Here is a 13,404-nt window from a genome sequence, read left to right on the forward strand (position 1 = left end):
TATTCTAAAGCCTGAATGATTTCGATAACTTCAAAATTGTTCAGGCTTCTAAAAATCTTTCAATATCGGATACACTTTTTTAAACTTAGTAAAAGCAGTTTCATAAACACTTTTATAGGCTTCATTAGGATAAAAAGTCTTTCCGGTTTTGTTTTCATACGTGATATCCTTCCCTGTAGATTTTATTCCTATCAGGACAGCGCCCCAGGCAGATCCTTCAATAGTTTTTGAAGTTTCTACTTGCATCTGAAAAATATTGGCAACCATTTGAAGCCAAAGTTCACTTTTACCAAATCCGCCGCTGGCCATTACTTTGGTTTGTTTTCTTTTTTCAGAATCCGGAAGCAAAATTTCTGCGATCTGAAAAAGTCCAAATAAAATGCCTTCTAAAGTTGCTCTTACCAAATGTGCCTGAGTGTGCGTAATCTGCATTCCCAAAAGCGATCCTTGTGCTGCTGCATCCCAAATTGGCGCTCTTTCGCCTAGTAAATACGGCACAAAAAGCAAACCTTCAGAACCAGCCGGTATTTTTTCTGCTTCTTCAAAAAGAACTTCAAAAGATTTATCGGTTTTCAATAAAGTTTCCCTAAGCCATTGTAAAACAATAGCGCCATTATTAACAGCTCCTAAAACAAGATATTGATCTTCCATCAAGTGGTAACACTGGGTTCGCATTTGTTCGTCGAGATACGGTTTATCAATTGGTAGACGTACGGCTCCACTGGTACCAATGGTCAAGGCAATACAGTCTTTATTCATAGCCCCTGTTCCCAGATTGGCCAAAGCGCCATCGCCGCCGCCTATTACATACAGATAATCATCTGAAACTCCTTTGCATTGATGCGTCACTTCACAAACTGTAGATAATTGCTCCGGTTTCAGGTTTAAAAAATCTAAAATTTCGGGATCCCATTGTAAAGTATGAATATTTAATAATCCGGTTCCGGATGCCATTGAAGTGTCTGTACAATATTCATTCGTAAGATGATTCCATACGTATTCTTTAATACTAATAAATTTATAGGTTTTGGAAAAAATATCGGAATCAAATTCTTTAAACCATGCAATTTTGGTCATAGGTGAAAAGGGATGAATTGGGATTCCGGTTTTTTGATAAAAATGTTTTCCTTTTTCAGAATTCTTAAGTTTTTCGGCAATGGTATTGGCTCTGTTATCAGCCCATAAAATAGCATCCGTTAAGGGTTTGCCTGTTTCATCAATAGCCATAATACTTTGCATGGCTGAGCTGAAGCTAATAAACTGTGGCTGAATTCCGTTTGAAATTTCTGCAATGCAATTTAAAACCGTTTGTAAAATTTCCTGTGGATTTTGAACACTCCAGTCCGGTTTTGGATGGAACATCGGATAGGTATTGGAAACTTGTCTGATTACATTTCCGTGTATATCAAAACAAATCGCTTTTGTCGCCGTGGTTCCAATGTCGATTCCGATATAAAATGATTCCATATTTTTTATTTGATTCCGATATTTCGTATCAATACGTTTATTGTTTCCATAACCGTTAGGTAAAGGTATCTGAAATAATACTTGAATAAAATTTACTGCGGAGTATTACTTCAAATCCTTCTTTATTACTAAATATTTCAAATCCGTTTTTCCAACGTTGCTAATGCCGTGTTCCATATTGGATGGGCAATAAAAACTGGTATTCGGACCAGCAGTTACCGTTTTTCCGTCAAGGTAGAATTGAGCCGTACCTTCCAGAATGAAAAAGAATTCTTCTTCTATGTGATGATGTGGTGCGTGCGTTGATTTTCCAGGTTCAACGATACTCATTTTGAGCGTGTTTTCCTGAGTGAAGTTTTTATCAGCAAACCAATATTGATACCCCACTTTTGTTTTAGTGGCTTTGTCTAACTCAAAATGGTTGACACAATTTTCTATCGTATATTTTGGTTCTGTTGAAGCGGTTTCTTTTTTTGCTTCTTGTGCTTGTGCAGATTGTTGCGCGAATAACGCAAGAATTGCAATGGTTATGGTTGAAGCTAGTTTCATGATTTTTTTTGTAATAATACGAAAAAATGCTTTTACATATGGCGATTAAAAGCAAAAAGCAAGCGTTATTAGCTTGCCTTCTGTTTTATAATTTTTTTAAAATTTAATCGCAATTTTTCCGATAGTACTTCCTGATTCCAGTAACTGATGGGCTTCTTTAAAATTGGAAGCAGTCAGGCCGTTCAGCGTAGTTTTTAAGGTCGACTGAATTGTACCTTTATCCAATAAATCGGCCAATTGGTTTAAAATATGATGTTGTTCTATCATATCTTCTGTTTGAAACATAGAACGTGTAAACATTAACTCCCAGTGAAAACTGGCGCTTTTACCTTTCAACTGGCGAAGATTCACATTATCAACCGGATCACTAATAGAACCAATATGTCCCTGAGGTTTTATCAGTTCTACGAATGCATTCCAATATTGGTTAACATCAACAAAATCTAAAATAAAATCGACTTGCTGAAAACCTGCGTTACGCACTTCTTCAATCAAATTTTTATGATTTACTACAAAGTCGGCGCCTTGTTTTTTGCACCATTCTATCGATTCAGGACGCGATGCTGTAGCAATTATAGTTAATCCTGCCACTTTTTTGGCCAATTGAATAGCAACTGAACCTACTCCACCAGCTCCTCCAATAATTAAAATGCTTTTGCCTTTATCTTTTTCAGGATGGATCCGAATTCGGTCAAATAATATTTCCCAGGCTGTTAAACCTGTCAACGGCATTGCGGCAGCCTGTTCTGCTGAAAGTGATTTCGGTTTTCTACCCACAATACGTTCATCAATAATTTGATATTCTGCATTGCTGCCTTGTTTCGTAAGATCGCCTGCATAGAAAACTTCGTCTCCCACTTTAAACAAATTCACCTGATCTCCAATAGCTTCAACAATTCCGACAGCGTCCCAGCCAATGATTTTTGGGGTTTCTAAAACCGTTTCTTTGGCACTATTCTGGCGAATCTTAAAATCGACCGGATTAACCGAAACGGCATCAATTTTAACTAATAAATCATGCGCTCCCGGAATTGGTTTTGGTGTTTCAAACTCAACAAAACTATCTTCATTTTCTATTGGTAATGAGGTTTTAAATCCTATTGCTTTCATCTTTATATCTTTTGATTTAAACTAATAACACAAAGATACTCACAAAGAAGGATTTGGGAATTGTACAAATACACTATGAATTTGTACATGTTTGTCTTTTTGATTAATTGTTTCTTTAGAATTACAAAAGTTGAAAATTCTATTGCTAAAAAAACTATGAGGATTAACATAAAAATTACACTTTTGTCTTAACTTTGTTTATCAACTTTAGTAAACTTTAAATCATGCAGGCAATTAACATCACAGCGTATACAGAAGATGCTTCTCAAATTGAAGCTGTAAAAGCTTTTATGAAAGCACTAAAGATAAAATTTGAGATAGCAAATATAAAATCTTATGAGCTAACTGCTGAGCAACAACAAGTTTTAGATAGTCAGATTAATTTGGACAAAAATCTATACAAAGATGCTGAAACAATTTATACTGATATGAAAAACAAGTATGATTTATAAGATTATTGTTTCTCCTATTGCATTAAAAAATATTGAAGAAGCCGTTGAATATTATATTTTTAAAGCCAGTAAAAAAGTAGCTTTGGACTTTCTTAATGATTATAAAAAGATCTATAAAACTTTACAGATAAATCCGTTTTATCAATTTCACGACACGAATTATCGTTTTCTGCCTTTTGAAAAATTCCCATACATTGCTTTTTTCATTGTTGACGAACTATCAAAAACTGTTTTTCTAAATGCAGTTTTTCATACTTCTCAAGATCCTGAAAAATATCCCGTAAAATAGTGTTTGATCTTAAACCTATTGCAGAGAATTATAAAAACTAAACCTCTAGCCTAGCCCCGATAGAAGAGGTATACTTTTATGGCGGGGTTCGCCATAAAAGATACAAGTGGATAGCGGGACAAGTCGTCTTAAAAAACATAATTCTTCTGCTCCTAAAAAAGAATATGCAGAATATCAGAAATAAAAACTACTTTTAAAAACGCTTCAAAAGCAACCTTTAAACCTTTTTATTATGAATCAATTCCTACTTAAAATCAAATCAAATCTCCTATTTGTTATTACTCTAACTTTTACAAATTTTATATACTCTCAGCTATCAGAAGAAAACCATAATTTAATTGCAAAAGGTGCAGTTCTCACAAAATTATCAGATCAATTCAGTTTTACAGAAGGACCTGCGGCAGATAAAAAAGGAAATATTTATTTTACGGATCAGCCTAATAATAGAATCATGAAATGGTCGGTTAATGGTGAACTTTCTGTTTTTATGGAAAATGCAGGAAGAGCTAACGGTTTGTATTTTGATCACGCAGGCAACCTTTTGGCTTGTGCCGATGAAAAAAATGAAATTTGGAAAATAGATAAGAACAAAAATTATACTGTAATACTAAACAACTTTGAAGGAAAAAGGCTGAATGGTCCTAATGATCTCTGGGTTGATCCAAAAGGCGGTATCTATTTTACAGATCCTTTTTACAAAAGAGAGTACTGGAAACATACCTCCAAGGAAATAGAGAAAGAATGTGTTTATTATTTATCTCCGGATAAATCCAAAATTATCAACGTTGACGATGAAGTTGTAAAACCAAATGGCATTGTTGGAACTTTGGACGGAAAAACGTTATTCGTAGCGGATATAGCAGCCAATAAAACGTACTCTTATACAATTGAAAATAATGGTTCTTTAGGAAAAAAAACACTGTTTACTGAATCAGGTTCAGATGGAATGACAATAGACGAGTTCGGAAACATTTACTTAACCGGAAAAGGAGTTACCATATTCAATCCAAAGGGAGAAAAAATAGCTCATATTGATGTTCCTGAACCTTGGACAGCCAATGTTTGTTTTGGAGGGAAAAAATTTAAAACATTATTTATTACTGCCAGCAAAAGTGTTTATACGATAGAAATGAACATTCGGGGAATGAAATAAACAATGAATATTATAGATAAAACCTAAATTTGAATTTTGATTTTGAATATATGTAGCTAACTACGTAAATTTGCATATAAATTATTTGTTATGGTATTAGAAAAATCAAAATCATTAGTATTAGGGAATCTTTTACAGCGTTTGACGGAGAACCTTCGAAAAGAAGCGCAACTTTTCTACAAGAGTCAGAATATTGATTTTGAACCGAAATGGTTCCCGGTGATTTATGTGCTTTCGCAAAGAAAAGCTATTAGTGTGGTGGAACTTTCTCAGGAAATTGGTTACTCTCACCCTACTACGATTTCTCTTTTGAAAGAATTAGAAAAGAAAGAACTGATTGGTTCTGCCAAAGATGCGAAAGACGAAAGAAAGCGTCTGATCACACTTACAGAAAAAGCAAATGAACTCATACAACAACTGCAACCGCTGTGGGCAATTATGACGCAGGCTTTAGTGGAATTGACTGATACTGAAAATAATTTGTACAAAGCCATAGGCGAAGTAAATCAAAATCTGAAAACGAAAAATCTTTTTGACCGAATGACAACAATTAAAGAAATGAACCTTAATACTCCTGAAAAAACAGTAGAAAACAATATTAAAGTAGAAAAAATTGAAGATTCAAAATTAGAATCAATCGCATTTGCTATTAGAAGACAAGTTTTTGTTGAAGAGCAAAATGTATCGCAGGAGCGCGAATCTATGGATGATGCGGAGGCAATTCATTATCTGGCAACTGTAAACGATTTGCCTGCCGGAGCGGCTCGATACAGAATTATGGTAAAAGGAGCTAAAATTGAACGCATTGCGGTTTTGAATTCTTATCGAGGAAAGAAAATTGGAGAAGCAATTCTGAAAAAAATATTAGAGGATTTGAATAGCGAAAAGAACATATATTTGTACGCACAGGTAAATGCCAGCGCTTTTTACACCAAAAACGGTTTCAAACCAACTGAAAATTATTTCCTGGATGCGGGTATTGAACACGTCGAAATGGTTTTCGTTAAATAAGGAAATGTTCTAAAAAGCCTTTGGAACGCTTATTTTTAAAGGCATTTTTGATTTTCTCTATATTACTATAAAAAAAAATGATAAAGGTGTTGCACTATATTTAAATTTTGCTCTACATTTGCTTAACAGTGTTAGATTATTTAATACTCATCAAAATGGCAAGTAAAGATCGTATTTTAAGACAAAAAGAAGAGACAAGAAATAATATTCTTGGCGCTGCTTATGATATCGTAAAAGAAGAAGGCTGGAATGGTTTGAGTATGCGTAAGATTGCAGATAAGATTGAATATACTGCTCCGATTATCTATGAGTATTTTTCTAATAAAGATGCCATATTAACAGAATTGACAGGCAAAGGTTTCATTAAGTTATCGAAAGAACTTCAGGAAGCAAGAGCAAAATTTGATAAACCGGAAGATCAATTAGAAGCCATGTGGATGGCCTATTGGGATTTTGCTTTCACCGATACTGAAATGTATCAGGTAATGTTTGGTGTACAAATGAATTGTTGTTCACAGCAATGTTCGGCTGCAGAAGCGCCTTATAAATTATTTACCGCGGTTATTGCGGAAATTATGAAAAACAGCAATCCGAGTGAGGATATTATTAAACAGAAGTATTTTACTTTCTTTTCTGTTATTCACGGTTTAATTGCCATCAATATCATTAATAAAAGTGACGTCATGGCAACCATAAATGCTCAAATTTTAAAAGATGCCATTAGTGGTATCATCAAATCAATACAGTAAAAAAATTTTCCATTCTACTTAACAGTGTTAGAAAATTTAATTAGAGTAATTTAGTAACCTTTTTTTACTATTTACTTAACAGTGATAAATAATTTAATACCGATTTTTTATAGAATCGGAATGGGCTCACTATACGGAATTTTGCGCCTTTTAACTTAACAACGTTAGATAATTTAATTCAATTAATTATGAATACCGGGAATGCCAGAATACAAAAGATTTTAACTCAAATGAATGTCCAACAAATTAAAACCAATACGAAAATGAAAAATGTAATTATAACCAGTTTTATTCTGGCACTTGTACTAAGTAGTTGTGCAGATAAAGCGCAGGCACCTGCTCCGGCAGCCCCACTCCTGCCTGTTTTAGCGATTCAAAATTCTGATGCTGTTACGGATGCTGAATATCCGGCTTCGATACAAGGAACTGTAGACGTAGAGATTCGCCCACAAGTAAGCGGAAACCTTGATCGCGTTTTAGTAGACGAAGGAGCTTATGTAAGTAAAGGTCAAACTTTATTCAAAATAAACGAACGCCCTTTCCGTGAGCAATTAAACAATGCTTTGGCTAGTCTTCATGCTTCTGAAGCGGCTTTAATTAACGCTCAGTTAGAAGTTGATAAATTAACTCCTTTAGTACAAAATAAAGTAGTTTCTGATTATCAATTGAAAACAGCTAAAGCTTCTCAAAAAATTGCTTCCGCCAATATCGAGCAAGCAAGAGCTATGGTAGAATCGGCTAAAATTAATTTAGGATATACTAATGTAACAGCCCCTGTTAGTGGTTACATTGGAAGATTGCCTAAAAAACAAGGAAGTTTAGTTTCGGCTACTGATATTGAACCGTTAACCAAACTTTCAGATGTACACGAAGTTTTTGTTTACTTCTCTCTTGGTGAAACTGATTTCATTAAATTCAAAACACAATATGCGGGAAATACGCTTGGTGATAAGATCAAAAAATTACCTCCTGTAACTTTAATTTTGGCTGATAATAATGCGTACGCGCAATCAGGAAAAATTGATATGGTAGATGGTCAATTTGATAAAAATACAGGTGCGATTACTTTAAGAGCGACTTTCCCAAATGCAAACGGAACGCTACGTTCTGGAAATACAGGAAAAATTCGTTTAGGAATCAATCATGATGATGCGATTCTGGTACCACAATCGGCTACAATAGAAATGCAGGATAAAGTATTTGTTTATACCCTAAACAAAGGAAATAAAGTAAACAAAATGCCTATCACCATTATTGGTAAAAGCGGAACTAACTATCTTATTGGAGAAGGTGTAAAATCTGGCGACCAAATTGTTTTAAGCGGAATCGACAAACTTCAGGAAGGACAAGTGATCCAGCCTCAAAAATCGACTGCTGAAGTTGCCCAAATAATTAACAAAAAATAATTTTTACGACAATGTTCAAAATATTTATACAAAGACCTGTACTGGCAACCGTAATCTCCATTTTATTGGTGATCCTGGGTGTACTTGGACTTACAAAATTGCCTTTACAACAGTTTCCTGATATTGCGCCTCCCTCGGTTTTGGTAACGGCGGTTTATCCGGGAGCGAATGCCGAAACAGTTTTACGTTCGGTTGCACCATCTCTGGAAGAATCTATAAATGGGGTTGAAAACATGACGTACATGAGTTCAACAGCGAGTAACGATGGTACATTAGCGATTACTGTTTTCTTTAAATTAGGAACAGATGCCGATCAGGCCGCAGTTAACGTTCAGAACAGAGTTGCTCAGGCGACAAGTCAGTTGCCTGCCGAAGTTGTTCAGCAAGGTGTAATTACCGCGAAACAACAAAATAGTTTCATCATGGCGATTGGTATGTATACAGAAGACGAATCGAAATACGATCAGACTTTTGTGGCCAATTATGCTCAAATTAATATTATTCCGGAAATTAAACGTATTCCGGGTGTAGGTGCTGCCAGTATTTTTGGTGGAGTTAAAGATTACTCAATGCGAGTTTGGTTAAATCCAACTCAAATGTCAACTTACAATGTTACACCAAATGAAGTTATGGCAGCTATTCAGGACAAAAGTTTAGAAGCTGCTCCGGGTAAATTTGGAGAAAGAAGTAAAGAAGTTTTTGAATACGTAATTAAATACAAAGGGAAACTTACTAAACCGGAGGATTATCAAAACATTGCCATTCGTTCGAATGCAGATGGTTCTATTCTTCGTTTAAAAGATGTTGCCAGAGTTGAGCTTGGTGCTTATTCTTATAACAGTTTAACTCGTTTGAATGGTAAAAAAGGAGTTGTAATTGGTGTTATTCAATTAGCAGGTTCTAACTCAAATGACATTCAGATTGCGATTAACAAATTGATGGTGAAAGCCTCTAAAGATTTCCCAGCGGGAATAAAACACAATATTTTCTACAGTACAAAAGTATCTCTTGATCAATCGATCGAACAGGTTGAACATACTTTGATTGAAGCTTTTATTCTGGTATTTATTGTGGTTTTCATCTTCTTGCAGGATTTCAGATCAACATTAATTCCGGCCATTGCTGTACCTGTAGCAATTTTAGGAACGTTCTTCTTCATGCAGTTATTCGGATTTTCGATCAACCTTTTAACGCTTTTCGCTTTAATTCTGGCGATTGGTATTGTGGTGGATGATGCGATTGTCGTCGTCGAAGCCGTGCATGCGAAAATGGAGCACAAACATTTGTCTCCAAAAGTAGCCACACATGAAGCAATGCACGAAATTACGGGTGCTATTATCTCGATTACGCTGGTAATGGCTGCTGTATTCCTGCCGGTCGGTTTTATGGAAGGTTCAACCGGGGTTTTCTATCGTCAGTTTGCCTTTACGATGGCGATTGCAATTGTAATTTCAGCAGTAAACGCTTTAACATTGTCCCCTGCCCTTGCTGCTTTATTTTTAAAAGATAATCATGCTGTACACGAAGGAGATGCTCCATACAAAAAACAAGGATTTAAAGAAAAATTCTTTAACGGATTCAACAATAGTTTTGAATCCTTGACCAACCGTTATGTTGGGGGATTAAAATTCTTAATTCGTAACAAATGGGTTAGTTTAGGTGGATTGGCTTTAATTACTTTCGCTACAATTGTGATGGTAAAAACAACTCCTGCCGGATTTATCCCGACAGAAGATCAAGGTTTTATCGCGATTGCTGTTAATACGCCTTCTGGAACCTCTTTAGACGGAACTCAGAAAGTAATGACCGAAGCAGAAAACACTTTAAAAAAATTGGATGCATCACGATTTGTAACCGCTATTTCAGGTTTCAACTTATTGACGAATTCTACAAGCCCATCATCAGCAGTAGTATTTGTATTGCTTAAACCAAATGAAGAACGTGGAGAGGTTAAAAATATTGAGGAAATAATGAATCAGGTTCGTGGCCAATTGGGTGCGATTTCAGGAGGAAGTTTCTTCGTGTTTAGTTTCCCAACCGTTCCCGGATTTAGTAACGTTGAGGCATTGGATTTAGTGCTTCAGGATAAAACCGGTGGTAAACTGGATAAGTTTAGTGGAATATCTCAAAACTTTATTGGTGAAGTAATGAAACGCCCAGAAATTGCAGTAGCGTTCACGAGTTTCAAAGCCGATTATCCTCAATTACAATTGGATATTAATGATGAAAAAGCAGATCAGTTAGGTGTTAAAGTAAAAGATATTCTGCAAACGATGCAGGCTTATTTTGGTAGTGCACAAGCATCCGACTTTAACCGATTTGGTAAATATTACCGAGTGGTTGTTCAGGCTGATATTGCCGACAGAGCAGATCCGTCAGCAATTGACAGAGTTTTTGTAAAAAACAAAAATGGCGAAATGGTTCCGATAAATACTTTAGTGAAACTAACCCGTATTTATGGTTCTGAAACCGCTTCGAGATACAACTTGTTTAATTCTATTTCGATTAATGCGATTCCGAAACCAGGATTTAGTTCCGGAGATGCTATTAAAGCTATAGAGGAAGTAGCAGCTCAACAATTACCTGCAGGATATAGTTATGAATGGTCAGGACAAACCCGTGAAGAAATATCTTCCGGAGGTCAATCGGCAACAATTTTCTTACTGTGTTTGATATTCGTCTATTTCTTACTTGCCGCACAGTATGAAAGTTACATTTTGCCTTTAGCAGTAATCTTATCTATACCAGCAGGAATTTTTGGAGTATTCGTTGCCATTGGTTTAACAGGAATTGAAAACAACATTTATGTACAAGTTGCATTGGTAATGTTAATTGGATTGCTCGCCAAGAACGCCATTTTGATTGTCGAGTTCGCCGTTCAAAAACGAAAATCCGGACAGGCATTGGTTAAAGCATCAATTGATGCAGCCAAATTACGTTTGCGTCCAATTATCATGACATCGCTGGCTTTCGTAGTAGGATTAATTCCGATGATGAGTGCAAAAGGACCATCGGCACAAGGTAACCACTCTATTAGTATTGGTGCTGCCGGAGGTATGGTTTCGGGAGTAATTCTTGGATTGTTAATCATTCCGGTTTTATTCATCGTATTCCAACATTTACAAGAAAAAGTTACCGGAAAACCCGTAGCTGTAGTTCATAACGAAGAAGAAAAATAAATATGGAAAATTATATAACGACAATTCTGGTGGCCATTATATTCGGCATCGGCTATATATCGTACAGAATCTCAAAAGATCTTGAAACTAAAAAAGATACTTGTACAGAAATTTAATGACAACTTATAAAATGAAAAAGTATATAACCAAAATCGTGATGGTCGCTATTTTGATCACCACATTGATATCCTGTTCTGTTTCGAAGGATATTGAAACTCCAAAAGATGCACTTCCTGAGAATTTCAGGAATGCATCGGTTTCAAAAGATACGACGAGTATTGCCGATTTGGAGTGGAAAAACTTCTTTACAGAAAAAGATATTATCAAGCTTATCGATAGCGCAGTAGTTCGAAATAACGATTTACAAATCGCCACTAAAAACATCGAAATTGCGCAATACCGATTTACACAATCAAAATGGAATAATGTTCCTCAGGTGAATTTGGGTGTTAATGCCAGCACAAGCAATCCGTCAGACAATAGTTTTACAGGAAAAAACCTTGGTCAGGCTTTGGGTCAAAATCATATTAATGATTTCACAGCCGGAGCAACACTTTCATGGGAAGCTGATATTTGGGGGAAAATCAAAAATCAGAAAAAAGGAGCTTATGCTGGTTATCTTCAATCTGAAGAGGTAAAAAAAGCATTGCAAACCACTATTGTTGCCAATGTTTCTAAAGGATATTACAATCTTTTGATGTTGGATGCACAATTGGAAATTGCCAGACAAACCCTGAAACTGAATGATAGTACAACAAGTATCATCAAACTAAAATATGATGCCGGACAAGTTACTTCATTGGCGATTCAGCAATCTGAAGCGCAAAAATTAAACTCAGCACAATTGATTCCGTTATTGGAACAAAACATTGCCATTCAGGAAAATGCTTTGAGTGTATTGACAGGATCTTTTCCGGATTCAAAAGAAAGAACCATTCGTTTGAGCTCAATTGCAGTTAAAAACAATGCCGCAATCGGAATTCCGTCTTCATTAGTAAGTAGAAGACCTGATGTAAAAAGTGCTGAATTGGCTTTAAAAATAGCTAACGCAAATGTCGGAATCACAAAAGCAGATTTCTATCCTGCACTTAGAATTACAGCGCAAGGTGGTGTGAATTCATTCGAAACCAGCAATTGGTTTAATATTCCGGCTTCTTTATTCGGAACAGTTGCAGGAGGTTTAACACAACCTTTATTGAATAATAAAAAAATAAGAACACAATATAATATCGCTGTCGCGGAAAGAGAAAAGGCCGTTATCATTTTCAGACAATCTGTTTTATTAGCCGTTAGTGAAGTTGCTGATGCCCTGGTTGCAGTTGAAAAATTACAACAACAGGAAGCTTTTCTTCAAGAACGTGTAAAGACATTACAACAAGCCATAAAAAATGCCAATTTGTTATTCAAAAACGGAATGGCGGAATATCTGGAAGTACTTTCTGCGCAAGCCAGTTTATTGCAAAGCGAATTAGAATTAGCAGACATAAAAAGAGCACAACTTTCTGCCAATACCGAGTTGTATCGTGCATTGGGCGGCGGTTGGAGATAATACCCGTTTTAATTATTTATTTGAGATGACGCTGTGAGACTTCGGTTTTGCAGCGTTTTTTTTGTTGTTTTGCCACGAAGGCGCTAAGGCACGAAGTTTTTGAACGCGGATGACCCGATTCGCAAGCGAAAACACGGATTACCGTGGATTTTTGTATTTTCTTATGGATTTTTCTATCCGCATTTTTGTCACCCTGAGGAACGAAGGGTCACACAAGAAACTCCGCATAGAAATTCGTCAATGTTTTGTCAATCCAGAAATTAGCCAATCTTTGTCGAGTTATTAGTGTAGCCCTTCGGTCCTCAGAATGACAAAACTTTGTGGCTACTTATTAAAAAAGCCTCCCGCAGATTCTGCAGATCCCGCAGATTTCTTTCTTCTTGCCTCTACATTCTATCTTCTATACTCTATTTTCTATTTTCTTGCATCTTCCCTCTTCCCTCTTCAATCTTCAATCTTCAATCTAAAATCAAAACTCTAAAATCTAAAC

General features: G+C 35.8%; 11 protein-coding genes. 8 read left to right on the forward strand and 3 right to left on the reverse strand.

Annotated features, from left to right (window positions below; translation table 11 throughout):
- Nucleotides 1-48: 48 nt before the first annotated feature.
- The 3 genes from AC1RRN_RS17595 to AC1RRN_RS17605 all read right to left on the reverse strand — a co-directional run bounded on the left by AC1RRN_RS17595 (nucleotide 49) and on the right by AC1RRN_RS17605 (nucleotide 3,126).
- Nucleotides 49-1,467, reverse strand: coding sequence for a gluconokinase (locus AC1RRN_RS17595; RefSeq protein WP_492968553.1), 1,419 nt, complete (start codon nucleotides 1,465-1,467; stop codon nucleotides 49-51).
- A gap of 105 nt (nucleotides 1,468-1,572) precedes the next feature.
- Nucleotides 1,573-2,016 (reverse strand): cupin domain-containing protein, encoded by a 444-nt coding sequence (locus tag AC1RRN_RS17600; RefSeq protein WP_492968554.1) that lies wholly within the window; start codon nucleotides 2,014-2,016, stop codon nucleotides 1,573-1,575.
- Nucleotides 2,017-2,112: 96 nt separating this feature from the next.
- Entirely contained in the window at nucleotides 2,113-3,126 is a 1,014-nt protein-coding gene (locus AC1RRN_RS17605; RefSeq protein WP_492968556.1) for a zinc-binding alcohol dehydrogenase family protein, read from the reverse strand.
- A 224-nt stretch (nucleotides 3,127-3,350) separates the two neighbouring features.
- Between AC1RRN_RS17605 and AC1RRN_RS17610 the strand changes: the two genes are divergently transcribed.
- The 8 genes from AC1RRN_RS17610 to AC1RRN_RS17645 all read left to right on the forward strand — a co-directional run bounded on the left by AC1RRN_RS17610 (nucleotide 3,351) and on the right by AC1RRN_RS17645 (nucleotide 12,914).
- A complete protein-coding gene (locus tag AC1RRN_RS17610; protein WP_492968557.1) occupies nucleotides 3,351-3,578 on the forward strand; it encodes a DUF2683 family protein in 228 nt (75 codons plus the stop codon).
- Nucleotides 3,568-3,867: a type II toxin-antitoxin system RelE/ParE family toxin gene (locus AC1RRN_RS17615; RefSeq protein ID WP_492968558.1), complete on the forward strand. Its 300-nt coding sequence runs from the start codon at nucleotides 3,568-3,570 to the stop codon at nucleotides 3,865-3,867. Before AC1RRN_RS17610 ends, AC1RRN_RS17615 begins: the two co-directional genes overlap by 11 nt.
- Before the next feature lie 232 nt (nucleotides 3,868-4,099).
- Nucleotides 4,100-5,020 (forward strand): SMP-30/gluconolactonase/LRE family protein, encoded by a 921-nt coding sequence (locus tag AC1RRN_RS17620; protein ID WP_492968559.1) that lies wholly within the window; start codon nucleotides 4,100-4,102, stop codon nucleotides 5,018-5,020.
- A gap of 90 nt (nucleotides 5,021-5,110) precedes the next feature.
- Nucleotides 5,111-6,031, forward strand: coding sequence for a GNAT family N-acetyltransferase (locus AC1RRN_RS17625; RefSeq protein ID WP_492968560.1), 921 nt, complete (start codon nucleotides 5,111-5,113; stop codon nucleotides 6,029-6,031).
- 155 nt (nucleotides 6,032-6,186) lie between these two features.
- Nucleotides 6,187-6,780 carry a TetR/AcrR family transcriptional regulator gene (locus AC1RRN_RS17630; protein ID WP_192188072.1) on the forward strand — a complete coding sequence of 198 codons (594 nt, stop codon included), beginning with the start codon at nucleotides 6,187-6,189 and terminating at the stop codon, nucleotides 6,778-6,780.
- A gap of 188 nt (nucleotides 6,781-6,968) precedes the next feature.
- Nucleotides 6,969-8,186, forward strand: a complete 1,218-nt coding sequence (locus AC1RRN_RS17635; protein WP_492968561.1) for an efflux RND transporter periplasmic adaptor subunit — start codon at nucleotides 6,969-6,971, stop codon at nucleotides 8,184-8,186.
- Between the two features lie 11 nt (nucleotides 8,187-8,197).
- Entirely contained in the window at nucleotides 8,198-11,365 is a 3,168-nt protein-coding gene (locus AC1RRN_RS17640; RefSeq protein WP_492968562.1) for an efflux RND transporter permease subunit, read from the forward strand.
- Between the two features lie 130 nt (nucleotides 11,366-11,495).
- The gene (locus tag AC1RRN_RS17645; protein ID WP_492968563.1) at nucleotides 11,496-12,914 is read left to right on the forward strand and encodes a TolC family protein; all 1,419 of its coding nucleotides are present in this window, start codon (nucleotides 11,496-11,498) and stop codon (nucleotides 12,912-12,914) included.
- Nucleotides 12,915-13,404: the final 490 nt, after the last annotated feature.

It is taken from the genome of Flavobacterium sp. GW821-FHT11G01, assembly GCF_058808175.1.

Coding starts and splice junctions, on each gene's coding strand:
- AC1RRN_RS17595 (WP_492968553.1), bottom strand. CDS start 1,467: ATGGAATCATTTTATATCGGAATCGACATTGGAACCACGGCGACAAAA.
- AC1RRN_RS17600 (WP_492968554.1), bottom strand. CDS start 2,016: ATGAAACTAGCTTCAACCATAACCATTGCAATTCTTGCGTTATTCGCG.
- AC1RRN_RS17605 (WP_492968556.1), bottom strand. CDS start 3,126: ATGAAAGCAATAGGATTTAAAACCTCATTACCAATAGAAAATGAAGAT.
- AC1RRN_RS17610 (WP_492968557.1), top strand. CDS start 3,351: ATGCAGGCAATTAACATCACAGCGTATACAGAAGATGCTTCTCAAATT.
- AC1RRN_RS17615 (WP_492968558.1), top strand. CDS start 3,568: ATGATTTATAAGATTATTGTTTCTCCTATTGCATTAAAAAATATTGAA.
- AC1RRN_RS17620 (WP_492968559.1), top strand. CDS start 4,100: ATGAATCAATTCCTACTTAAAATCAAATCAAATCTCCTATTTGTTATT.
- AC1RRN_RS17625 (WP_492968560.1), top strand. CDS start 5,111: ATGGTATTAGAAAAATCAAAATCATTAGTATTAGGGAATCTTTTACAG.
- AC1RRN_RS17630 (WP_192188072.1), top strand. CDS start 6,187: ATGGCAAGTAAAGATCGTATTTTAAGACAAAAAGAAGAGACAAGAAAT.
- AC1RRN_RS17635 (WP_492968561.1), top strand. CDS start 6,969: ATGAATACCGGGAATGCCAGAATACAAAAGATTTTAACTCAAATGAAT.
- AC1RRN_RS17640 (WP_492968562.1), top strand. CDS start 8,198: ATGTTCAAAATATTTATACAAAGACCTGTACTGGCAACCGTAATCTCC.
- AC1RRN_RS17645 (WP_492968563.1), top strand. CDS start 11,496: ATGAAAAAGTATATAACCAAAATCGTGATGGTCGCTATTTTGATCACC.